We start from the raw sequence: 21,740 nt of genomic DNA on the forward strand, positions 1-21,740 counted from the left end.
CCCTGCCGATCCGTGGATCGCAGCGGTGCGCGCGCGGTCCGGGCCACGTGCTTGCGTGCCCGGTATTTTTTTCGATTGACCTGAACCCCCACCGAATGGAAGCTGCAATGAACGCCGCCCCCGCCTGCCCGCAATGCGCGATGGAAAACACCTACCCGGACGGCACGCTTTACGTGTGCGCGGACTGCGGCCATGAATGGTCGGCCGGCGCCGGCGCCGAAGCGGGCGACGAACCGGCGGGCGACGTCGTCAAGGACGCGAACGGCAACGTGCTGTCGGACGGCGATTCCGTCGTGCTGATCAAGGATTTGCGCGTGAAGGGCTCGTCGATCACGCTGAAGATGGGCACCAAGGTGAAGAGCATCCGTCTCGTCGGAGGCGATCACGAAGTCGATTGCAAGACCGACATGGGCGGCTTCATGCTGAAGGCCTGCTACCTGAAGAAGGTATGACCGCACGCGGCGCGACCGACGCTCCGATCAACCGGGCCTGCCGAGCATGAGCGAGGATCGAGCGTCCTATGACGCATTCCTGCAGTTCCTGGCGATGCCGTTGAACGACGGCCGGCCGTTCGTGCTCGAGACGAAGCACGCGGTGTCGCTGCACTTCGACCACTTCGGCACGCAGAGCTTCATGTCGCTGCAGGATCCGGTCAGGCTCGAACTCGGTTATACGCGCGTGATGATGGGTTTCCTGCTGCTGCAGCCGGTGCCGGCGCGCATCTGCATGATCGGGCTCGGCGGCGGATCGCTCGCGAAATACTGCTATCGGCACCTGCCCGACACGGCGATCGACGCGGTCGAGATCAACCCGGACGTGATCGCGCTGCGCGACGTGTTCCGGATTCCGCAGGACGACGCGCGCTTCGCGGTGGTCTGCGCGGACGGCGCCGACTACGTGGCAAGGCCCGAGGTCCGGGCGGACGTGATCCTGCACGACGCGTTCGTTGCCGACGGCATGCCGGGCAGTTGCACGGGCGTGGCCTTTCTCGACGCGTGCCGTGCGCGGCTGAGCGAAACGGGCGTGCTCGCGATCAACTTCATGGACGACGATCCGGCGTTGCCGCGGCATCTCGAGCAACTGCGCGCGGTGTTCGACGATTCGTATGCGCTGGTGCCGTGCGGCGACGACAACAATTTCATCGCGTTCGCGTGGAAGAACGGCAACCCGTTGCCGTCGCTGCGGATCCTGCTCGAACGCGCGCTCGGGTTCGGTTCGGCCGGCGCGCTCAAGCTGTCGTCCACCGCCCGGCGCATGAAGGCCGGGGAGGGCATCGATCCCGCGCGGCTCGTGTGGCGCGCGCGTGAACATGCACGGTGGGAGATCTGCGCGTGACGGCGCCGCCTTCGGCCGGGCTTACTTCACCCGCTTGCCGAGCGTGCTCTTCGTCTTGTACGTGACGCCGTGTTTGTCGAGATACTCGCGGATCAACTGACGCACGACTTGCGACGGCGTGAGATCCTGCTCCGCGCAGAGCAGGTCGAACGCTTCTTTCTTCGCGGGGTCGATCAGGACGGTCAGGCGGGCGGTTTTCGTTTCCATCGTGAGGCGGGCGCGGTCGATATGTTAATCAAATTATAATCCATTCGTTTTCGCTGCTCTGTCCGAATGCGCGATTGTGGTGTGCGAGCGAACTCGCGACGCCGGCATTCGCGCGATGAGAACGGATCGTCGATCGCGCGGCAAACATGATAACCGGATTATCATACCCTGTTGGCCGTATGGGGCTTTAAGTACAATGTCGGACGTGGCTGCCGGCAGCCGGGCTGCCCAAGCGGCGCCGGCGTTTGCGCGATGGGCGCCGGCCGCTTCCGTTTCCATGCGGCCCGTGCGGGCCGTCACCGCGGCGCTGCCTGGCCGTTGCTTCGCCATTACTACACGCCACTCCGCTACACGCCACTCCGATATCCGCCTCATGACCCCGATCAAGTTCGTTCTCCGCTATACGGCGATTCCGTTTGCAGCCATCGTGGCCGTCGTGGTGTGGGCCGTCGTGCCGTCGTCGAAAGAGATCGACGCGCGGCAATATGCCGCGCTGTCGCGCGGATACGCGAGCTTTCCGCTACCGTTTCGGCATGAGATATCGGAAGCGATGGAGCAGGGCCGGATCAGCGACCGCCATTACCAGACGCTCGTGCGCGATTCGCTGGGTAATGGCGTGGCGCTGGACTGGCCGGCGTCGGGCGTCGCCGACGTCGCTGCCGAGCGGCAAAGGCTGGTCGAACTGCTGAAGACCGATTCGGGTCTGGAGGAACACAAACAATGAAGATTGCGCTGGTTTCGGCGGCTTTCGTGATGATTATCGGAAGCCTGGTTTTCGCGTTGTATTTCATGAATCACGACCGCGGCGGAAGCAAGCGGATGGCGTGGTCGCTGGCGGCGCGCGTCGGGTTGTCGATCACGCTGTTCCTGTCGCTGCTGATCGCATACCGGCTCGGGTGGATCGAACCGACTGGGCTGCCGATCGGGCGGTGATGTGCGGCATCCGGTCGCGCGTCGACCGGCGCGGTCGGCGCCGATGACCTGGATCGTCGATGCGATACGGGAGAACCGGCCGATCGAGCCGGGCGACCCGGGCGACCCGATCGCACCGGGCCTGCCGATCTTCACGCCCTAGCGAACGGGCATGCGCGCGACCTGGCCGGTGCGTTGCCGTGGCGAGCTCGCGCATTCGTGGCGGCGAACCGTCAACCTACGACCAGATGAACGACGATCAGCAGCAGCGCAATGAATGCGCCAAGCGCAACGAACGCGGCAATGACTACCGCGAACGGGTTGAGTTGCGTGGCATCCGCTTCGAGATTCTTTCGTTTGTTGACGCCGAGAAACGCCAGGAAGACCGCGCGGAACGCACGAACGATCTGGTCTTTACCTTTTTCAGTCATACAGTTTTCCTTCGCCTCAATAAAAGTTGCAGGGATACCGATACCGCGCGTCGCGACGCGCGTGAGCATCGCGTTTCCGTTTGCACGCGGATCGTTTGGTGGCTGTGCGCCGGGGCCGGCTTGCGTTCGAACGAGACGACGTCATGGATCCGGATATCCGCGCCTCATCGGCCGCCTGAAGGATTGCCGCGGGCATCCGCTTCAGGCTCCGCGTGATCGGCAGGCGGTCAGGATGCCGCGCAGCAAATCGACCGGAGGGGGCGGGCATCCGGGGATGGTCACGTCGACGGGCAGGACCGACGAAACGGGGCCGCACACCGCATAGCTGTCGGCAAAGATGCCGCCCGTGCATGCGCACTCGCCGGCCGCGACGACGAGTTTCGGCGCCGGCGTGGCGTCGTACGCGGCAAGCACGGCGGCCTTCATGTTCAGCGTGACGGGGCCGGTCACGAGCAGCAGGTCCGCATGGCGCGGGCTGGCGACGAATTTGATCCCGAGCCCTTCGATGTTGTAGTACGGGTTGTTCAGCGCGTGGATCTCCAGCTCGCAACCATTGCACGAACCCGCGTCGATCTGCCGGATGCACAAGGCGCGGCCGAGGAGGTCGAGTATGTCCTGACGAATCTGCTGCGCCTCGTGTCGCCACGCGGCTTCGGTGGCCGGCACGGGTTCGTCGGGAAAGTCGGTGCGCGCGAATTGACGGATGAGTTGCCACATCAGAGATCGTGCCCCGCGTAGTTCAGGTTGAACGACTTGTTGATCAGCGGGAAATCGGGAACGATGTTGCCGATGATCGCGTGCTCGAGCGCCGGCCAGTTCTGCCAGGACGGATCGTGGCAATGGCAGCGCGCGATGGCATCGCCCGATGCCGTCTCGAGCGCGACGAACACGTCGCCGCGCCAGCCCTCCACCCAGCCGATGCCCGCGGATGGCGCCGCCGCGGGCATGACGGCGGCGGCGATCGGCCCCTCCGGAAGATTCGCGAGCAGGTCGGTCATCAGGCGCAGCGATTCGTCGATTTCGGCAAACCGCACGGCGACCCGCGCCGCAACGTCGCCGCGCGCATCGCTGGCCGCCTGGACGGCCAGGTCGTGGTACGGGGCCGGCCGCAGGTTCGCGCGCACGTCGAAGGTCTGGCCGCTGGCGCGGGCGGCCATGCCGCGCACGCCGAAATGCGCGACGACGTCGGCATTCAGGCGGCCGGTGCCGAGAAACCGGTCCTGCAGCCCGGACTGGTCCTCGTAGATCTTGCGCATCACGTGCACGTCGCGTGCAATGCGTTCGCACTGTTCGGTGAGGATCGCCGCGTCTTCCGGATCGATGTCGACGGCCAGCCCGCCCGGCACGATCCGGTCCATCAGGTAGCGATGCCCGAAGACGCCGCCGTTGGTCCGGATCCAGTTCTCCTTGAGCCGCGAGAACTGCGCGAGACCGAACGCGAATCCGGCATCGTTGCCGAGCGCGCCGAGGTCGCCGAGGTGATTGGCGATGCGCTCGCGCTCGAGCAGGAGGGCGCGCAGCACCAGCGCACGCGCCGGCACGGCCGTGCCGCATGCCTGTTCGAGCGCCATGCAATAGGCCCACGAGAACGCGACGGTCGAGTCGCCGGCGATCCGGCCCGCAACGCGATGGCCGTTCGATGCGGCCGTCCGTTCGAACAGCCGCTCGACGCCGCGATGTACATAGCCGAGCCGTTCCTCGAGCCGCAGCACCTTCTCGCCGACGACGGAAAACCGGAAATGGCCCGGCTCGATGATGCCGGCGTGAATCGGCCCGACCGCGATTTCATGCACGCCGTCGCCGGCAACCTGCACGAACGGATAATCCGCTTCGTTCGAGTCGAATCGCTCGATGCCGGTTGCCTGCTTCTGCAGCGGAAAGTAGTCGTCGGGCCAGTTGCCGTGATTGAGCCACGGGCGCGTGTCGCGCGCATCGCGCGCGCGCAGGCCGGTCAGGTCGAAAATGGCGCGCTGCATCCGCGTCGCGGCGGGAAACACGCCCGCGAGATCGGGATAGTCGCCGTCGGCCCGCGGTTCCGGCCCGGTCGCGAGACGCACCCACAGGACGCCGTCGTCGCATTCGTACGCCGCATTGACCGAAAATACGCGCGCGCGCGTTTCGCCGCCCCACATCGCGACAAGCCGGCTTCGTTCGCTCCGCGCGGCATGCGCGATGTCGAGCCAGCGCGGTTCGTCCACGTCAACCACGGCAGCCGGAACCTGGCCTGCCGCGTGCCGCAGGCGCGTCGAGCCGTCCGCCTGAATCAAGTCGAGTCGCATCGTTCACCCCGCCAGCATCGTCGCCGCCTGGCGGTACCACATGGCCAGGTAAGGCGGCACGTACAGGCCCAGCATCAGGCCGAGTCCCAGATGCACGAACACCGGCAGCAGCGCCGGCCGGTGTTCGAGCGGCGTCGCCGTCGTCGTTTCGCCGAACACCATCCGCTGCACGCGCGCGAAGATCGCCGCGAACGCGACGGCGAGCCCGAGCAGCAGCAACGGCGCGGTCCACGGGAGCGTGTTCATGGCCGTCGTCACGATCAGGAATTCGCTCGCGAACACGCCGAACGGCGGCAGGCCGAGAATCGCAAGCGTGCCGAGCATCATGGCCCAGCCGACCGTCGGGCTGACCTGCAGCAGCCCGCGAATGCCGTCGATCGCCTGCGTGCCGGCCTTCTGCGCGGCATGGCCGACCGCGAAGAAGATCGCCGACTTGACGAGGGAGTGGACCGTCATGTGCAGCAGCCCGGCGAACGTCGCGATCGGGCCGCCGAGCCCGAATGCGAACGTCATCAAGCCCATATGCTCGATCGACGAGTACGAGAACAGGCGCTTCACGTCCTTCTGCCGGAACAGCGAGAACGACGCGATCAGGACCGACACGAGCCCGAACCCGACCAGCAGCCGCCCCGGCAGGCCATTGCCGAGCGCGCCGTCGGCCAGCACCTTGCAGCGCAGCACCGCATACAGCGCGACGTTCAGCAACAGGCCGGACAGCACCGCCGAAATCGGCGTCGGACCTTCGGCGTGCGCGTCAGGCAGCCAGCTGTGCATCGGCACGAGGCCGACCTTGGTCCCGTAGCCGACCAGCAGAAACACGAAGGCGATCGACACGATCGTCGGGTCGAGCTGCGTCCTGACGGCGGCCAGGCTCGTCCACAGCAGCGCGTCGCCGTCGGTGAGCTGCCGGCTCGCGGCGAGGTACAGCAGGATCGTGCCGAACAGCGCCTGGGCGATGCCCACGCCGCACAGGATGAAGTACTTCCATGCGGCTTCGAGGCTCGCGGCGGTTCGGTAGACGCTGACGAGCAACACGGTGGCGAGCGTGGCGGCTTCCATGGCGACCCACAGCACGCCGACGTTGTCGGTCAGCAGCGCGAGCAGCATCGCGAACATGAAGAGCTGATACATGCTGTGATAGAGCCGCATCCGCGCGGCCGTCATCCGGCCGCGGGCTTCCTCGATCTGCATGTAGGGCCGGGAAAACAGCGAGGTCGTCCAGCCGACGAACGCCGTGAGCGCAACGAGATAGACATTGAGCGGATCGACGAAAAACGCGCGTCCGAACGCGAACGACGGGCCGTGCTCGACGGTGCGCGCGGCCAGCACCAGCGTCGCCGCGAACGTCAGGAGGCTGAAGCCGACGTTCAGATGGCGCGCGACCCGGCTCGGCCGCACGCAGGCGAGGCACGCGGCGCCCGCGAGCGGCAGCCCGAGCACGGCGAGCACGACGTGGGCGTCATTCATCTTTGAGTTTCTCGAGGTGATGGATGTCCAGGCTGTCGAACTGCTCGCGAATCTGGAACATGAAGACGCCCAGAATCAGGATGCCGATCAGCACGTCGAGCCCGATGCCGAGCTCGACGATCATCGGCATGCCGTTGGTCGCGGCCGCCGCCGCGAAGAACAGCCCGTTTTCCATCGACAGGAAGCCGATCACCTGCGGAATGGCCTTGGCGCGCGTGATCATCGCCATGAACGACAGCAGCACGCACGCGAGCGCAATGCCGAGCGTGCCGCGCGCGACCGAGGTCGCGAGCTGGCTGATCGGCGCGGCGACGTTGAACGCGACGATCACGAGGACGATGCCGATCAGCAGCGTGGTCGGGATGTTGATGAGCGGTTCGACGTCGGTCTTGACGTCGAGCCTGCGCACGAGCCGATACAGGAACCACGGAATCACGCCGACCTTCAGCACGAGCGTCAGCCCGGCGGACACATACAGGTGCACGTCGGCCGTGACGAAGCCGAGGATCAGGTTCGCCGACACGAGCGCGACGCCCTGCAGCGTATAGAGATGGATCAGTGACAGGATCCGGCGCTGGCTCAGCATCGCGAACGACAGCATCAGCAGCACGGCCGCGAGGAAATTGATCAGTTGTGTCGCGTAGGCGTGCATTCATGCCCCCAGCAGCAGGTGGACGAGCATGCCGATCACGGCCAGCAGGAAAGCCGTGGCCAGGAATTCCGGTACCCGGAAGATGCGCATCTTCGCGTTGGCCGTTTCGACCACGGCGAGCGCGACACCGCCTGCCGTCAGCTTGATGAAGAGCACCGGCACCGCCAGCAGCAGCGCGACGGGATCGCCCGCATTCGCGATGCCCCAGGGCACGAACAACGCGAGACCGATGCACGAATACGCGAACAGCTTGAGGCTTGCCGCCCATTCCATCAACGCAAGATGCCGCCCCGAATATTCGAGGATCAGCGCCTCGTGGATCATCGTGAGCTCGAGGTGGGTGGTCGGATTGTCGACCGGCAGCCGCGCATTTTCGGCCAGCGCGACCAGCGTGAACGCGATGCCGGTGAACGCCAGGCTCGGATAGATCGTGAGCTCGCCGCGGCCGAGCGTCGCGACGATGCTCGTCAGCAGCGTCGACTGCGTAATCAGCGAGGCCGACAGGAGCACCATCAGCAATGCCGGCTCCGCGAGGAAGCCGATCAGCATTTCGCGGCGGGCGCCGAGCGTGCCGAACGCCGTGCCGACGTCCATCGCCGCGAGCGACAGCGCGACGCGCGCGAGCGCGAACAGGCCGACAAGCGCGATCGCATCGGCGGCGGGCGACAGCGGCAACTCGGTCGACAGGGTCGGCACGATCGCGCACGCGAGCGTCATGGCGGCCCAGACGACATAGGGCGCGCCGCGGAACACGGGGCTCGCACCGTGCGCGATGACCGATTCCTTGTTGAACAGCTTGTGGAGCATCCGGTACGGCTGCCAGATGGACGGCGCGCGCCGGTTCTGAAGCCAGGCGCGGCATTGGTTGACCCACCCCGTGAGCAATGGCGCGGCCGCGATCGCTATCACGATTTCGAGAGTCTGCGAGATGACGCCGGACAGGGTTACCATCGTCTCACCAACATCAGCAGCACGATCAGCACGACGAAACTGTAGGTCAGGTAAACCGCGATCTTGCCCGTCTGCAGGCGGCCTGCCCAGTCGGCGGCGCGTTGCGTGAGCGCCGCGATGCGCGCGTAGAGCGCGGACCAGGTGCGATCGGTCACCGACACCCGGTAGGCCGGCTGGGTGTCGAACGGCGACGGCAATTGCCGCTCGATGTGCAGCAGCGGTGCGAAGATTTCGCGGATCGGCTGCCCGAATCCTTCCGCCGTATCCTGCATGCGCGCGGTCGTGAACGGGAAGCCGCAGCCCCACGGGGCCGCGCGGCGCAGCCGGCCGTGATAGAAACGCCGCACCAGCACCCACGCGAGCCCGCAGCAGGCGATGAAGAACAGCATGAACGCCGCCGGCATGTAGCTCGCGCGAGCGGCCGACACGGGCGCGAACAGCAGCCAGCCATGATTGTCCGCGCCGACGCCGGCGCCGACCAGCGTGTGCGTGACGCGATCCAGCAACTTGACGAACTGGGCGGGCATCAGCCCGAGCAGCACGCTGGCGGCCGCGAACCAGCAGAACGCGAGCCGTTCCCACGCGTTCGCGTCGCGGGCGCGGTTCAGCTTCGCTTCTCTCGGCTGCCCGAGGAACACGATGCCGAAGAACTTGACCATCGTGTAGCCGGCCAGCGCGGCCGACATGGCGATCAGCGCGGCGGCGATCGGCACCGTCATCGCGAGTACCGAATCCGGCAACCGCGGCGCGAACAGAAAGCCCTGCAGCAGCAGCCACTCGGCCACGAAACCGCTTAGCGGCGGCAGGCCCGCGCTGGCCGCGACGCCCGCGAGCACGGCCCACGCGGTCCACGGCATGAAGCGGATCAGTCCGCCGAGCCTGCCGAGGTTGCGCTCGCCGGTGGCGTGGAGCACGGCGCCCGTGCCCAGGAACAGCAGGCTCTTGAACGCTGCATGCGCAACGATCTGGTAGAGCATCGCGGTCAGCGCGAGCGCCGACAGGCTCGTCATCCCGTACGCGCGAAACAGTACCGCGAGACCGAGCGCGACGAGCATCAGGCCGACGTTGTCGATCGACGAATAGGCGAGCAGGCGCTTCATGTCGACCTGGATGGTGCTGAACACCACGCCGAGCAGCGCGGTGCCGAGCCCCAGCATGAGCAGCAGCACGCCCCACCACGCAATCTGCACGTGCAACAGGTCGAACAGCACGCGCAGCAGGCCGTACAGGCCGACTTTCAGCACGAATCCGCTGAGGAGCGCCGAGACCGGCGACGGCGCCGCGGGGTGCGCCTCCGGCAGCCACACATGCAGCGGGAAGATCCCCGCCTTTGCGCCGAACCCGACGAGCGCGAACAGGAAGGCGAACGACGCGGGCAAGGCATCCAGCGACTGCGCGCGCAGGTTGGCGAAGGTGTAGTCGCCGGTGCGCGCCTGCAGAATGCCGAAGCAGAGCAGCAGCGCCAGCGCGCCGACGTGCGAGATCAGGAAATACAGGTAACCGGCCCGGCGGATCTCGCCGATCCGGTGGTTGGTCATGACGAGAAACGTCGCGGACAGCGTCAGCGTCTCCCAGGCGACCATGAATACATAGGCGTCGTCGGCGATCAACACCAGCGCGATGCTTGCGACGCAGACGTGGTATTCGAAGCAGATCAGCCCGGGCGCGGATCCTTCACCCTTGCGGAAATAGCCGGCTGAAAAGGCGCCGATCCCGGTGCCGACGAGGCCGAGCACGAACAGGAAATAGCCGGACAGGCGATCGAGACGCAGATGAAAGGGCAGGCCGGGAAGCCCGATCGGCAGCGCCGCGGCAGACGGCTCGGCAAGGATGCCGGCGAGGCCCGCCGCGCCGACGAACAGCCCGACCAGCGCGCCGAGCGGAAAGAGGCCGTGGGCAACCAGTCGCGTGCGGCGCAGCGCCCCGAGCCCCAGCGTGCCGACCGCGAGCCACGCGGCCACGGCCAGCAGGACGAAATGGACGACCGGCACGGGTGCCATCCGGAATGTCTCCAGTACGCTCGGGTTGGACGAGGTGATGGAAAGGCCGCTTCTTCCGCGATCTGTTCCTGCCCGCATTATGACACCGAAAGACGAATCAGGATAACAAGGTATGATAATGCCGTTATCATAAAAGTCTCATGGCACCCTGGATGGAACGGGCGACCGTGGCGGTGTGCCGCGGCGCGCCGGGCTCCGCCCGGGGCGTCGTTGTCTCCCGATCCGGGCGAATGAGGGAAGATCCTATGCCAGCGCAGTACTTCCGAAGCCTGACGGGAAAACACCGCAGCGCGGCCGCGAACCGCCAGCTCGGGTTTTCGCTTGCCTTCGTCGCCGGCGCAACCAATGCCGGCGGTTTCCTCGCGGTCAAGCAATACACGTCGCACATGAGCGGGATCGTGTCGGCGATCGCGGATCAGACCGCGCTCGGCGACATCCGGCTCGTGCTGGCCGGGGTGGGTTCGCTCGCGTCGTTTCTGGTGGGTGCCGGCTGCTCGGCCGTGCTCGTCAACTGGGGGCGGCGCCGTGGCCTGCAGAGTCAGTATGTGCTGCCGCTGCTGGTCGAAGCGGCGCTGCTGCTCCTGTTCGGGCTGCTCGGCAGCCATCTCGCGCTGTGGGAAGCGTTCTTCATGCCGGTCACGGTGATCCTGCTGTGCTTCATCATGGGGCTGCAAAACGCGATGATCACCAAGCTGTCGGGGGCGGAAATCCGCACGACGCACATGACGGGCATCGTGACGGACCTCGGCATCGAACTCGGCAAGCTCTTTTACTGGAATCGTTCAAGTGCCGACGTGCACGCGCAGACGGTGATCGCGAACCGCGCGAAGCTCAGGATTCACGCGACGATGCTGGCGTCGTTCTTCGTCGGGGGGCTGGCGGGCGCAATCGGCTTCAAGCATGTCGGCTACGTGTCGACCGTGCCGCTGGCCGCGGCACTCGTCACGCTGGCGATCGTGCCCGTCGTCGACGACGTGCTCGACTATCTCTATCGGCTTGACCGCCGGTCGTGAGCCTGCACAAGGTGAAACGAAACCCGACTGCGCGTTGCCGGCGGCGGATCCTGCTTGGGGCGCTTTCGCCGAGCGTGGGCCACCCGCGCGTGCCGAATGCTTTCGGGCGCGGTACGCAAGGGCCGATGCATTATAATTAAATTAGCATATCGCCGACTCTGCCCTGCAATGGAAACGAAAACCGCACGCTTGACCATCCTGATCGATCCCGCCAAGAAAGAGGCGTTCGACATGCTCTGCGCGGAGCAGGACCTGACGCCGTCGCAAGTCGTGCGGCAGTTGATTCGCGAGTATCTCGAACAACACGGCGTGAGCTACAAGACGAAAAGCGCGCTCGGCAAACGGGTGAAGCGAAGCGCGGACTGAGTTCGCGAGCCGCCCGGACGTCGATTTCCCGGTGCGCATGCCGTGCGCATGCCAGGGTCGGTATGGGCATCCTTCCGTGTCACGTACTTCGTGCCATCCGCACGGGCCATCTTGAACCGGGCATCGTCTGCAGGAATCCTGAATACATCGCGTAGCGCGATCGCGTCCGGATCGGTTTCGATCGCGTCGATGGTCACGCCGGGCAGATTCCGATAACCGCGCTCCATGCCCGATCGATCCGGGTAGATATGTTGTCGGTGGGGAGCGCGTGCAGCGAACCGCAACGACAAGCGGGTTCGCCGTAGGTGAGCGCGCGGCGTCACGCTTCCCGGCGAAAGCACGCCGTGAGCACGAAGCTGCCCGCGTCGGTCTTGCCGTCGATCTCGTGATCGCCGCCGACGATCCGGATGCTTTTTACCTTGGCGCCCATTCTCAGCGTGATCGATGAACCCTTCACGCGCGGATCCTTGATCGGCGCGACCGCGCCCCCGTCCGACAGCACATTGCCGTTCGCGTCCTTGACGACTCGCCTGGCCGAATCGTCAGCGGATTCGATGCCGGCGCCCGCCGACCATTCATGACCTCAGTCCGCGCACAGATGCAGTGTGCCGTTCGGACAGGTGTATTCCATTGCGCATTGCGGGCAGGCGGGGGCACCGTTCGCGGCTTCCATCGGACGGATTCGAGCCGGCCGGCGGCAAGAGCGGGCGAATACCTGCCTCGCCGGAACGGGCGCCGTGCCGTCGGCTCGCAGGCGGGCCGACCACGGGGTGGGCGCACACAACATTATAATGAAATACACATTATATGAATGCTGTCTTATAATCCAGCCTTGCCGCCGATCGCCGGAATTGAGGGCGGATTCGCGGAGGTAGCCGACATGTTCGATCTAGATGGGATGCTGCTGTTGCCTGATCGGCGGCCCATATCCCTGCCGGAGGTCGCGGGGAGCCGGGGGCTTGTCGTGGTGGGCGTCGGGCGCGGCGGCGAGCGCGGCTTCCAGATGGTCCACCGCTTCCATGATGTGGGCGAGCGGCTCGCGGCCGCCGGTATTCATCTGGCGTTCGTCTATCCGCGGGAATCGGCTCGGCATGTGATGGATCCCATCTCGGTGGCCAGTGCGCGGTTCCGGCACCATCCGCGCCTGCTGCTCGATGCGGATGGCTGCTGTTTCGCGCAGGGCGTGCCGCCTCGATTGCTCCGTGTCGTGTATCTGAGCGGCGCAATGCAGCGTCTCGTCGGTTTCGAAATCGACATGCGCGACGCGGCATGGGAAACCGAGTTCCAGGCGTTCCTGATGGCCTGCCGGATCGCCCCGTCCCACTGAATACCAGCATCCATCTCACGCCACACGCGAGGAACATGGCAACCGTCGTCTATTTCGAAGCAGGTCCCGCCTGGAGCCGGAACGGTGCGACCGCCGTGCGCGATGCGCTCGTGGTCACGGCGCGCCGTTTCGACAGCGACATCCTGCTGATCGCCAATGGGCGGCGCGGGAATGCCAAGGACGGCATGGCCATGTCATCGCTGCAGGTGCGTCGCGGCGCATCCGCGCAAGTCCTTGCAAGCGGTCCGGACGAAGAGGCGGCGCTTCGTGCGCTCCTGCCCTTGCTTCAAGAGGGCTGACCGACGTGCCGCCTGTCGATTTTCCGTTCCTGGGCCTGCGCGCGGCTTCCCCGGCCGAGATCGCCGACAAGCCGATCGTCGTGGAAAACGAGCACCTCGTCTCGCTGTGCTTCGACGGCCGTGGCATGCAAAGCACGATGCTGCGGGAGGCTCCGGACGCGCTCGCACTCGGCTATACGCGCACGATGATGGGGTTCCTGCTGTTTCAGCCGGAACCCGCGCATGTTGGCTTGATCGGGCTCGGCGGCGGTTCGCTCGTGAAGTATTGCTATCGGAACCTGCCGAACACCCGTCTCACCGCAATCGAAATCAATCCGGAAGTGATCGCGCTTCGCGACGGGTTCCACGTTCCACCCGACGACGCGCGACTGACGATCATCTGCGCGGACGCGGCGCGGCACCTGTCGACGACCGCGCACACATTCGATGCGCTGTTGCAGGATGGTTTCAATGCGGATGGCGCGCCGTCCGAGCTCTGCAGCGCAGCCTTCTACGACACCTGTCGCGCGCGACTGAACGACGACGGCGTGCTCGTCGTCAATCTGCTCGGCGACGATCCGCGACTCGGTGATTGTCTCGCGAGGCTGCGTGAGACGTTCGGCCCGTCCGTCGCAATCGCACCGGCTGAAGACGATGCGGGCAACGTGATCGCCTTCGCCTGGAAGAGCGACGCACCGCTGCCGTCGCTCGAGGCACTCATCGAACGTGCGGATCGGCACTGCGGCCACCACGGCATCGACCTCGTCGATGCCGCCGTACGCATCGAGGTCGGCGCCCGTTACGACTGGACGCGCCTGAGTGCGTGCCTTGCCGATTGAGTCCGATACATGCGGCACCCTTGATCATGATCAAACTCCTGGAGACGCCATGAGCGATAACGAAGCTTCGACCGTTCCGACCATCTCGGCATCCGCGATCTGGGCGCTGGAGCGCCTTGCCGATATTCGTTACGGTCGCGATACACCCGCACTTGGCTGGTCCATTACCCGCGAGCTCATCGGCGCAGGATTCGTGCGCTATCCGACGAACGGCCGCGGAAGCGTCTCGATCACGGCAGCCGGACAGACGTTCCTGAAGAACCGGAAATAGTTCTGGCCGGCGTCGCTCGCGAACCGCACGGTCGCGTCGATCCGGACATCCATGCCGGGTCGTTCATGTCATGGGCGGTTGCGTTCGACAGGGGAAGCGTCAACGCGCCAGGGTGCGGCTGCGAATTGCGGTGGCGCGCGAAGATGAGCAAGCGTGCCGCTGCGGACATGACGAAAGGCTGAACGTGCTTTCCTACCTGCGGTTACTTTTTGCGCGGCACAAATTTCGCCGGCTTCCCGTGATTCGTTTTCAATCGACTCCGATCGATCTGGGCATCGACGGTGTGCCGCATTCGGGTTGGGAAGTCGCGATCCTCGCGGCATCCGGCGGTATCGTCGGCGCGGCGACATACAGCCTGGCGCCGCGAACCGATCGAGTATATGTCCATCGACTGGAAATTCTCCCGACGATGAGGCGCCGCGGCTACGGGCTCGCCTTCCTGTCGTATCTGCATCGAACGTACCAGTTGCCCATTACTCCCATCGACGACGGGCCCGAGGCCCGATCGTTCTGGCGCGCCGCGAGATCCTTTCAATCCGGAGCATGGCGGGTTACGTCCGGGCAATCATCCGACGAGTTCCGCGACGCGCTGCTTCAATGGCGGCATCGGCAGGCGGTCATGCTCGGCTTGCGTCCCCCGTCGGCGAAATCATCGGATTCCTAGGCGAACCTGCATGCCGCCGTTCGCACAAGCGGCCTTGCTCGCCGGTCATGCGCGACATAGATTGTCTTCATCGAGGTCCGACTTTCTGGAGGGGCCATGGAACTGCTCGTGGAACGCGTCGACGTATGGGCGGCCACCATCGAGGACAAGCCGGGCGGTCTTGCACGCGTGCTGAACGCGTTGCGGGATGCCGGCGCGGATTTGCAATTCATCGTCGCCCGGCGCACCCAGGAAGCACCCGGCAAAGGGGTGGTATTCGTCGCGCCGCTGCAGGGAGATCGGGAGACCCGTGCTGCCACGCAGGCGGGATTCAGTCCTAGCTCGAGCCTGCACTCGATCCGTGTGATGGGGCTGGACCAGATGGGGATCATCGCGGAACTGACCCAGAAACTGTCGGACGGCGGGATCAATCTCCGCGGCGTATCCGCCGCCGTGCTCGGCTCGCAGTTCATCGCCTATCTAGCGCTCGACTCGCTGGCCGACGCCGAGCAGGCGACAGACATCCTGCAAAGGCCCTGAATTGCCGCTTCAGTCGACTGCCGGGTGAGGCGGGGCGCCTTTCACGGCTGAATCTCGTGTGCGTTGCATCGGGCGTGCGGCGCGGTCTGCCCGAGCTTCGACCGGATGAGGCCGCCGCGGAATATCGACGGCCAATCGATTGCGGCATGCGCGCGGGCGACGCGCCGCAGCGGTGCTTCGTTCGCGTGATTTGCCGCGTACGTCTGCCGTGTTCCTGTGTCTTCGCGTGCCTTCGCGTTTCGTCATGCCGTGTGAGGCAAACACGGGCGAGCGGGCAGGGGATCGATTGACCCGGCGTATTTGTTCGTGTTCGAGTTTTTAATAAAAACAGATGCATTGTGATAAGAATACTTATCCTGTCTTATCTATTCAGCATCGCCCATTCCCCCGCTTGTCGCGTTCGTTCGCTGGTCACCACTGGCCGGACCTCGCAGCGCCCGTAGCGAGCCCGGCAATGTGGACGCGGCCGCACCGTACGTCGCCTCGGCAGGGCAATCCCATTCCGCTGCCGCCCCGAAACAATTTGTTACAAATAGCCGTTTTCACACCCCCTTGAAGCGCGCGACGGCCGCCTCTATTTCGCAATCCGCCAGACATTGGCTCGGCTGCACGGCGGCGTTCCACGCGCCTCGGTGCCCGTAGCCGGATTCCCTTATTGGTGATCCTTTAATCGCTCAGGAGATGGAAATGCAGATTCGTCCCCTCTACGACCGGGTTATCGTCAAGCGAATCGAGACGCAGCGGACGACGGCTTCGGGCATCGTGATACCCGATTCCGCGACAGAAAAACCAGAACAAGGCGAAGTCGTCGCAGTCGGCAGCGGCCGGCTGCTGCAGGATGGAACGCTGCGCGCGCTCCAGTTGAAAGTCGGTGACCAGGTTCTCTTCGGCAAATACGCAGGCCAGACCGTCAAGGTCGATGGCGAGGAACTGCTCGTCATGCGCGAGGAAGACGTCATGGGCCTCCTCGAGGCCGAAGTCGGCGCCTCGCGTGAGGCCGCCTGACATCCCGAGCCGGTCGCGAATACCCGACTGGCGGTTCGCGACGGGTCGAGTCAACGACTACTATCCGGAGCAGCAACATGAGTGCAAAAGACGTCCAATTCCACGACAGCGCCCGTGCCCGTATCGTCAAGGGCGTGAACGTTCTCGCCGATGCCGTGAAGGTCACGCTGGGGCCGAAAGGCCGCAATGTGCTGATCGAGCGCGGCTTCGGCGCGCCTGCCCTCACGAAGGACGGCGTGTCGGTCGCGAAGGAAATCGAACTGAAGGACCGCTTCGAAAACATGGGGGCGCAGATCGTCAAGCAAGTCGCGTCGAAGACCGCCGATGTGGCCGGCGACGGTACCACCACGGCCACCGTGCTCGCCCAGGCGATCGTGCAGGAAGGCATGAAGCACGTCGCCGCCGGCATGAATCCGATGGATCTCAAGCGCGGCATCGACAAGGCCGTGGCCGCCGTGCTCGACGAACTGCGCAAGCTGTCGAAGCCGATTTCCACGAACAGGGAGATCGCACAGGTGGCGGCGGTCTCGGCGAACGCCGACGAGACCATCGGCAAGATCATCGCCGACGCCATGGAGAAGGTCGGCAAGGAAGGCGTCATCACGGTCGAGGATGGCAAGTCGCTCGAGAACGAGCTGGACGTGGTTGAAGGGATGCAGTTCGACCGCGGCTACGTCAGCCCCTACTTCATCAACGATCCGGAACGGCAGGCCGCGTACCTGGACGACGCGCTGATCCTGTTGCACGACAAGAAGATCTCGAACATCCGGGATCTGCTGCCGATCCTCGAGGTCGCCTCCAAGGCAGGCAAGCCGCTGCTGATTGTTGCGGAAGATGTCGACGGCGAAGCGCTGGCCACGCTCGTGGTCAACGCGATGCGAGGCATCCTGAAGGTGGTGGCGGTCAAGGCGCCCGGTTTCGGCGACCGGCGCAAGGCCATGCTCGAGGACATCGCCATCCTGACTGGCGCGACCGTCATCTCGGAAGAAACCGGCAAGCAGCTGCAGAAGGCGGCACTCGAGGATCTCGGCCGTGCCAAGCGCGTCGAGGTGCGCAAGGACGACACGATCATCATCGACGGCGCGGGCGACGAGAAGCGCATCGAAGCGCGCGTGAAGTCCATTCGCACGCAAATCGAGGAAGCCACGAGCGACTACGATCGCGAGAAACTGCAGGAGCGCGTCGCGAAACTCGCGGGCGGGGTGGCCGTCATCAAGGTCGGGGCGGCGACCGAACTCGAGATGAAGGAGAAGAAGGACCGGGTGGACGACGCGCTGCATGCCACGCGCGCGGCGGTCGAGGAAGGCATCGTGCCGGGCGGTGGCGTAGCGCTCCTGCGCGCCCGTTCGATGGTGGCGAGCCTGACAGGCGCCAACGGCGACCAGGACGCCGGTGTCCAGATCGTGCTGCGCGCGCTCGAAGCGCCGCTGCGCGTAATCGCCTCGAACGCGGGGGACGAGCCTTCGGTGGTCATCGCGAAGGTGCTCGAAGGCAAGGGCAACTTCGGCTACAACGCGGCCACCGGAGAATATGGCGATCTGGTCGAGGCGGGTGTGGTCGATCCCACCAAGGTTACGCGTACGGCGCTGCAGAACGCCGCATCGATCGCCGGGCTGATCCTGACGACCGACGCGACGGTTGCGGACGCGCCGAAGGACGAAAAGCCGGCGCAGTCCGCCGAACCGGCGCTCGAGTACTGACCCGGGCAGCGGGTCTCGTACGCGCCGGCCAACAGTCGCGGCCGGCGCGACACGTTCGGCGCCGCGCGCTGCCCCGCTGAAGCGGCGCCGCTTTTTGCGGGTGACCGACATGAAACTCGAACTTTGCATCGACTCGAAGCCGCTCGACATCGAGCTCGACGACGTGGTGGCGGGACTGCTGGCCGTCCGGCTCGACTTGCCCGCAGGCGCAGACAACCGGGACGCGCTCGCGCGTTATCTCAGCGCAAAGGGCGCGCCCTGGAGTCTCGACGAAGAGCACATGCGCAGGCGCATACTGCGCCGGCTGATTCTGGATATCGCCGATCCGGCGCTGGTCATCCGCCATCTCATGGCCGACGAATGAACTTGCCCGACCGGCCGGCTCGGGATGCGGCGACATCAACCCGCGTCCCGATCGTCTTGCCAACCCGCTGAATCGGACATGGTCATGGCCAATGAACCGCGTTCGCCTGTCCGCTCGTCGATGGGGCTTCCTGCCGGCGTGCTCGGGAGGGACTACCTCAAGTTCTTGCAACTCTCGGTCGATGATGCACTGCGCGGCGCGCAAACATTCGCCGACGAAGCGCTGGAGGAAGCCATGACCGCTATCCGCCGTGGTTCGATGCGCGCGGCGCGGCCGGCCATGAAGGTCTTCTTCGACGGGTGCCGGTTCTGGCTCGCCAGTCACTTTCATCGCTACGAGGCGGCCCGCCGTCTCGGTGCCCGTCATCAGGAATTCTGGTGCGAGATCGAGCCGGGTCCAAAGGACGACGCCGTGCGATATGCGTCGCGAGTGTCCCGCTTCGGGCACGTCTGCCACGACACTTCCACAGCGGCTGGCTGACCATCATCCGTGGATGCGGTGCGTTCGTCGCCTATGGCAAGCGGCGTTTGTCGGCTGGCAGCGGATTTTCGGTTTCATGCGGGCCGTACCGGATTCGAACCAGTGACCAACGGACAAAAAAGTCGGCCGCTCCACCAACTGAGCCAACGGCCCGGTTCGTCCGATATCCGCCCGCCACCACGGCACTTTTCGTGTTTGCCCTAGCGAATATCGATCGTGCGACTCACGGTCTGCGTCGGCTCCGACTTTGGCACGGTCAACGTGAGTACACCGTTATCGAACTTTGCCAACGTGCGATCGGGGTCGGCGTAGTCCGGCATCGGGATCGTGCGGATGAAGCTTCCGTGGGCGCGCTCCAGCCGGTAACAGCCGTTTTCCTCGCTGCGTACGTCCTGCTTTTTCTCTCCGCGCAGCACGATTGCCCCGGCCTCGACGCTCACCTTCAGATCTTCGCGCGCCATTCCGGGCAGTTCGGCGGTCACGCGCAGCACCGGTCCTTCATCGACGACGTCGATGCGCGGCTGGAAGCGCGATGAACTGAAGTCGCCGAACCATCGTTCGAGCGCGCCACGGCCTGCGAGCGGGTCATGAAGGAATTCCTCCACCGCACGCCACGGCTCACGTGAGAACAGTCGCGGAATGTCGGGCCACGCGGCCCGCCACTGTTCGCTTGACGGCGGGTTTTCCGGGCCTTCCGCGTCGGATTTGCGGGCAGTTCCGCGAAGGAACTTGAAGGGGTTCCACTTTTTCGGATCGGTATTCATGGCATCCTCCGATTCAGCTTCAATCCGTTTCGAGCGTGGCGGCCAGCCCCTCGGGCAGCATGCGTGCCCCGAGCCTCGGCTGCGCCGGGCATGTCGCGATCGATCAGTTGCACCGCGTACTCGAGCGCATCGCGCTGCGTTTCGGCCGCGCTTGTCCAGCGCTCGCCGAAACGCGGCGGATGCCGGTCGGCCGACACCTCGTCGTTCCGTTCGATCCGGACGATGGCGATGTGGCCATCCGGTGCGGACGTGCGTGTCGCGATCGTCGCATGGGCACGGTGCGGACAAGGACCGCATGCCCTTTCCAGGACTCCTGAGCGACATCGGAAACCGGTGCCTCCCGCTCCTGATTCGCGACGGGCGGCGGCGCTTTTCCCGCCGCCCATGCTCCCGACCCGCCATTGCCGCAGGGTCAGCCGGTCCTGACTTCGATGCGCCGTGGGCGAGCCTCGTCGCGACGCGGGATCGTCAGCTTCAACACCCCGTCCTGGAGGCTTGCCTCGATCTTCGACGTATCGAAGTCCGGTGACAGCGTGAACGTCCTGGCGAAGTGCGGCTCCCGGACCTCGGCATGCTGCAGGCGCAGATTTGCCGGCGTCGGCACCACCGCCTCGGCCTCGATCGAGAGGCTGCTGTCGTGAACCTTGACGTCCAGCTTGTCCTTCGTCACGCCGGGCAGATCTGCCCACAGTGTGACGCCCTGGTTGTTCTCGTAGATGTCGACGGCCGGGGTGAGGGTGATCCGGCGCGTGGCCTGTTCCGCGTCGCGACGCGTGACTGCGGACGGGTCGCGTTCAGCCAGTTTGGTCATGTCGTTCATGATCGGCTCCTCGAGTTACTGGACAGTGATGGCGCGTGGCTTGGACGACTCGCGCTTGCCGATGCTGATCGACAGGCAGCCATTTTCGTAGCGCGCCTGGACCTTGTCGGGATCGGCGGTGTCGGGCAGCTCGATGACGCGCCGGAAGGCGCCGACGAAGCGCTCCTGCGCATACGTACGCGTCTCGCTTTCAGTGTCGGGTTGCGTCGATTTGCGTTCGCCGCTGAGGGTCAGCAAGCCCTTGTCGATCGACACGTCGAGTTCGGCGGCGTTGATGCCCGGGGCGAAGGCGACGATCTCGATCGACTCGTCCGTCGCGCCGATGTTGATCTGAGGAAATGCGCCGAGCCGGCTCGCGCGGATGCTGGACGGGAAGCCGCCGAAGAGTTGCGCCATCTGCTGCTGCAGGCGGTCGAACTCGCTGAAGAGATCGGTTCCGAAGTAAAGATCGCTCATGATCGTATCCTCCTGGATGGCAATCGGGAGGCGAACGGGCCTACGCGCTCCAGTTCGCCTGCCGGACTGCCGGCAAACAAATCGAAACACGCAGCGCGCGGGATGAAACGGTTCGCGCGTCTGCCTGAGCGAAACTCAAGATAGGCACTCTGCGGAAAATTTCAAGGGGCGGCGGCAGATTTTTGCACTTGAAATTCCGGTGCTGGAACCTATCATCGCAGCGGCTTGGAACTGCATGCGGAGGACGCCATGGAATTCGATACGGACTGGCTTACGCTGGGCAGGCATCGTATCCGGCTGCGCTCGACGAAGGGCTTTCCGACCGAGACGATGCGCACCGTGACCGAGGTCGTCAGGCTCGCGATCGACAACAACATGAGCGCGCGGGCGCGACTCGTCGAGATCGTCTGCCGGCAGGAAAAGACCTACGACGTGCTGGTCGGCACGACGATGGCGGAGGACAAGGCTTGTGCACCGCAACTTGAAGCCGCGGTCGCGGTCGTGCTGGGCCTGTTGCCCGAACAGATCAACATCACGGTCACCCCGGTCACGCAAAAGGAGGTCGATCTGCACTTCGGCGTGTACGAACGGATGCTGTCGGAGAAGCTGAGTTCGACGCCGCCGATCCGCTGACCGAGCG

28 protein-coding genes, 1 tRNA gene and 1 pseudogene are annotated in these 21,740 nt (G+C 65.2%); 17 read left to right on the plus strand and 13 right to left on the minus strand.

Annotated features, from left to right (window positions below):
• The first annotated feature begins 107 nt into the window (after window positions 1–107).
• Entirely contained in the window at window positions 108–452 is a 345-nt protein-coding gene (locus DIE16_RS04230; protein ID WP_044843445.1) for a zinc ribbon domain-containing protein YjdM, read from the plus strand.
• Window positions 453–498: 46 nt separating this feature from the next.
• Window positions 499–1,335: a spermidine synthase gene (locus tag DIE16_RS04235; protein WP_124528647.1), complete on the plus strand. Its 837-nt coding sequence runs from the start codon at window positions 499–501 to the stop codon at window positions 1,333–1,335.
• Between the two features lie 21 nt (window positions 1,336–1,356).
• Here DIE16_RS04235 and DIE16_RS04240 read toward each other — a convergent pair whose 3' ends face one another.
• The gene (locus DIE16_RS04240; RefSeq protein WP_044843447.1) at window positions 1,357–1,542 is read right to left on the minus strand and encodes a ribbon-helix-helix protein, CopG family; all 186 of its coding nucleotides are present in this window, start codon (window positions 1,540–1,542) and stop codon (window positions 1,357–1,359) included.
• Between the two features lie 373 nt (window positions 1,543–1,915).
• Here DIE16_RS04240 and DIE16_RS04245 point away from each other — a divergent pair, with 373 nt between their 5' ends.
• Both DIE16_RS04245 and DIE16_RS04250 read left to right on the plus strand, forming a co-directional pair.
• Window positions 1,916–2,266, plus strand: a complete 351-nt coding sequence (locus DIE16_RS04245) for a hypothetical protein (RefSeq protein ID WP_124570342.1) — start codon at window positions 1,916–1,918, stop codon at window positions 2,264–2,266.
• The gene (locus tag DIE16_RS04250) at window positions 2,263–2,475 is read left to right on the plus strand and encodes a DUF2909 domain-containing protein (RefSeq protein WP_044843449.1); all 213 of its coding nucleotides are present in this window, start codon (window positions 2,263–2,265) and stop codon (window positions 2,473–2,475) included. The genes DIE16_RS04245 and DIE16_RS04250 overlap by 4 nt, the downstream gene beginning before the upstream one ends.
• A 212-nt stretch (window positions 2,476–2,687) precedes the next feature.
• Here DIE16_RS04250 and DIE16_RS04255 read toward each other — a convergent pair whose 3' ends face one another.
• The 7 genes from DIE16_RS04255 to hyfB all read right to left on the minus strand — a co-directional run bounded on the left by DIE16_RS04255 (window position 2,688) and on the right by hyfB (window position 10,234).
• Entirely contained in the window at window positions 2,688–2,885 is a 198-nt protein-coding gene (locus tag DIE16_RS04255) for a DUF2970 domain-containing protein (RefSeq protein ID WP_044843450.1), read from the minus strand.
• Between the two features lie 201 nt (window positions 2,886–3,086).
• Complete coding sequence (locus DIE16_RS04260; protein ID WP_044843451.1) at window positions 3,087–3,602, minus strand: NADH-quinone oxidoreductase subunit B family protein; 516 nt, start codon at window positions 3,600–3,602, stop codon at window positions 3,087–3,089.
• Complete coding sequence (locus DIE16_RS04265; RefSeq protein WP_124891878.1) at window positions 3,602–5,164, minus strand: NADH-quinone oxidoreductase subunit C; 1,563 nt, start codon at window positions 5,162–5,164, stop codon at window positions 3,602–3,604. Before DIE16_RS04265 ends, DIE16_RS04260 begins: the two co-directional genes overlap by 1 nt.
• 3 nt (window positions 5,165–5,167) lie before the next feature.
• Entirely contained in the window at window positions 5,168–6,631 is a 1,464-nt protein-coding gene (locus DIE16_RS04270; RefSeq protein ID WP_124891879.1) for a hydrogenase 4 subunit F, read from the minus strand.
• Window positions 6,624–7,283: a formate hydrogenlyase gene (locus tag DIE16_RS04275; RefSeq protein WP_044843454.1), complete on the minus strand. Its 660-nt coding sequence runs from the start codon at window positions 7,281–7,283 to the stop codon at window positions 6,624–6,626. The genes DIE16_RS04270 and DIE16_RS04275 overlap by 8 nt, the downstream gene beginning before the upstream one ends.
• Window positions 7,284–8,234 (minus strand): respiratory chain complex I subunit 1 family protein, encoded by a 951-nt coding sequence (locus tag DIE16_RS04280; RefSeq protein WP_124891880.1) that lies wholly within the window; start codon window positions 8,232–8,234, stop codon window positions 7,284–7,286.
• Window positions 8,228–10,234, minus strand: coding sequence for a hydrogenase 4 subunit B (gene hyfB, locus DIE16_RS04285; RefSeq protein ID WP_124891881.1), 2,007 nt, complete (start codon window positions 10,232–10,234; stop codon window positions 8,228–8,230). The genes DIE16_RS04280 and hyfB overlap by 7 nt, the downstream gene beginning before the upstream one ends.
• Before the next feature lie 245 nt (window positions 10,235–10,479).
• On the opposite strand from hyfB, the gene DIE16_RS04290 reads away from it, so the two are divergent.
• Together DIE16_RS04290 and DIE16_RS04295 are read left to right on the plus strand one after the other, a co-directional pair.
• Window positions 10,480–11,247, plus strand: a complete 768-nt coding sequence (locus tag DIE16_RS04290) for a YoaK family protein (protein ID WP_044843457.1) — start codon at window positions 10,480–10,482, stop codon at window positions 11,245–11,247.
• Between the two features lie 168 nt (window positions 11,248–11,415).
• Window positions 11,416–11,613 (plus strand): ribbon-helix-helix protein, CopG family, encoded by a 198-nt coding sequence (locus DIE16_RS04295; RefSeq protein ID WP_044843458.1) that lies wholly within the window; start codon window positions 11,416–11,418, stop codon window positions 11,611–11,613.
• A 319-nt stretch (window positions 11,614–11,932) separates the two neighbouring features.
• On the opposite strand, the pseudogene DIE16_RS04305 reads toward DIE16_RS04295, so the two are convergent.
• A pseudogene (locus tag DIE16_RS04305) lies at window positions 11,933–12,286 on the minus strand (zinc ribbon domain-containing protein YjdM).
• A gap of 207 nt (window positions 12,287–12,493) precedes the next feature.
• On the opposite strand from DIE16_RS04305, the gene DIE16_RS04310 reads away from it, so the two are divergent.
• From DIE16_RS04310 to DIE16_RS04355, 10 genes are all read left to right on the plus strand, one after another.
• Window positions 12,494–12,940, plus strand: coding sequence for a hypothetical protein (locus DIE16_RS04310; protein ID WP_124891882.1), 447 nt, complete (start codon window positions 12,494–12,496; stop codon window positions 12,938–12,940).
• A 35-nt stretch (window positions 12,941–12,975) separates the two neighbouring features.
• Entirely contained in the window at window positions 12,976–13,239 is a 264-nt protein-coding gene (locus DIE16_RS04315) for an HPr family phosphocarrier protein (protein WP_044843459.1), read from the plus strand.
• A 5-nt stretch (window positions 13,240–13,244) separates the two neighbouring features.
• A complete protein-coding gene (locus DIE16_RS04320; RefSeq protein ID WP_124891883.1) occupies window positions 13,245–14,057 on the plus strand; it encodes a fused MFS/spermidine synthase in 813 nt (270 codons plus the stop codon).
• A gap of 49 nt (window positions 14,058–14,106) precedes the next feature.
• A complete protein-coding gene (locus tag DIE16_RS04325; protein ID WP_082088431.1) occupies window positions 14,107–14,328 on the plus strand; it encodes a hypothetical protein in 222 nt (73 codons plus the stop codon).
• A gap of 184 nt (window positions 14,329–14,512) precedes the next feature.
• Window positions 14,513–14,992 (plus strand): hypothetical protein, encoded by a 480-nt coding sequence (locus tag DIE16_RS36990; protein WP_260434337.1) that lies wholly within the window; start codon window positions 14,513–14,515, stop codon window positions 14,990–14,992.
• A gap of 96 nt (window positions 14,993–15,088) precedes the next feature.
• Window positions 15,089–15,511, plus strand: coding sequence for an ACT domain-containing protein (locus DIE16_RS04335; protein WP_124528639.1), 423 nt, complete (start codon window positions 15,089–15,091; stop codon window positions 15,509–15,511).
• A gap of 687 nt (window positions 15,512–16,198) precedes the next feature.
• Window positions 16,199–16,516: a co-chaperone GroES gene (gene groES, locus DIE16_RS04340; protein ID WP_124891884.1), complete on the plus strand. Its 318-nt coding sequence runs from the start codon at window positions 16,199–16,201 to the stop codon at window positions 16,514–16,516.
• 77 nt (window positions 16,517–16,593) lie between these two features.
• Entirely contained in the window at window positions 16,594–18,216 is a 1,623-nt protein-coding gene (gene groL / locus DIE16_RS04345) for a chaperonin GroEL (RefSeq protein WP_124528635.1), read from the plus strand.
• Between the two features lie 109 nt (window positions 18,217–18,325).
• Window positions 18,326–18,580, plus strand: a complete 255-nt coding sequence (locus tag DIE16_RS04350) for a hypothetical protein (RefSeq protein WP_124485851.1) — start codon at window positions 18,326–18,328, stop codon at window positions 18,578–18,580.
• An 84-nt stretch (window positions 18,581–18,664) separates the two neighbouring features.
• The gene (locus DIE16_RS04355; RefSeq protein ID WP_124519728.1) at window positions 18,665–19,060 is read left to right on the plus strand and encodes a hypothetical protein; all 396 of its coding nucleotides are present in this window, start codon (window positions 18,665–18,667) and stop codon (window positions 19,058–19,060) included.
• Window positions 19,061–19,139: 79 nt separating this feature from the next.
• On the opposite strand, the gene DIE16_RS04360 is transcribed toward DIE16_RS04355, so the two are convergent.
• The 4 genes from DIE16_RS04360 to DIE16_RS04380 form a co-directional block, all read right to left on the minus strand.
• Window positions 19,140–19,213, minus strand: a tRNA-OTHER gene (locus DIE16_RS04360).
• Between the two features lie 47 nt (window positions 19,214–19,260).
• Window positions 19,261–19,824: an Hsp20/alpha crystallin family protein gene (locus DIE16_RS04365; RefSeq protein ID WP_124891885.1), complete on the minus strand. Its 564-nt coding sequence runs from the start codon at window positions 19,822–19,824 to the stop codon at window positions 19,261–19,263.
• A 412-nt stretch (window positions 19,825–20,236) separates the two neighbouring features.
• Window positions 20,237–20,644 carry an Hsp20/alpha crystallin family protein gene (locus DIE16_RS04375; protein WP_124891886.1) on the minus strand — a complete coding sequence of 136 codons (408 nt, stop codon included), beginning with the start codon at window positions 20,642–20,644 and terminating at the stop codon, window positions 20,237–20,239.
• A 15-nt stretch (window positions 20,645–20,659) separates the two neighbouring features.
• On the minus strand, window positions 20,660–21,100 hold the full coding sequence (locus tag DIE16_RS04380; RefSeq protein WP_124570351.1) for an Hsp20/alpha crystallin family protein: 441 nt from the start codon (window positions 21,098–21,100) through the stop codon (window positions 20,660–20,662).
• Between the two features lie 249 nt (window positions 21,101–21,349).
• On the opposite strand from DIE16_RS04380, the gene DIE16_RS04385 reads away from it, so the two are divergent.
• Window positions 21,350–21,733, plus strand: coding sequence for a hypothetical protein (locus tag DIE16_RS04385; protein ID WP_124519732.1), 384 nt, complete (start codon window positions 21,350–21,352; stop codon window positions 21,731–21,733).
• The last annotated feature ends 7 nt before the right edge of the window (window positions 21,734–21,740 follow it).

It is taken from the genome of Burkholderia sp. Bp9090 (assembly GCF_003857985.1).
Taxonomy (GTDB): domain Bacteria; phylum Pseudomonadota; class Gammaproteobacteria; order Burkholderiales; family Burkholderiaceae; genus Burkholderia.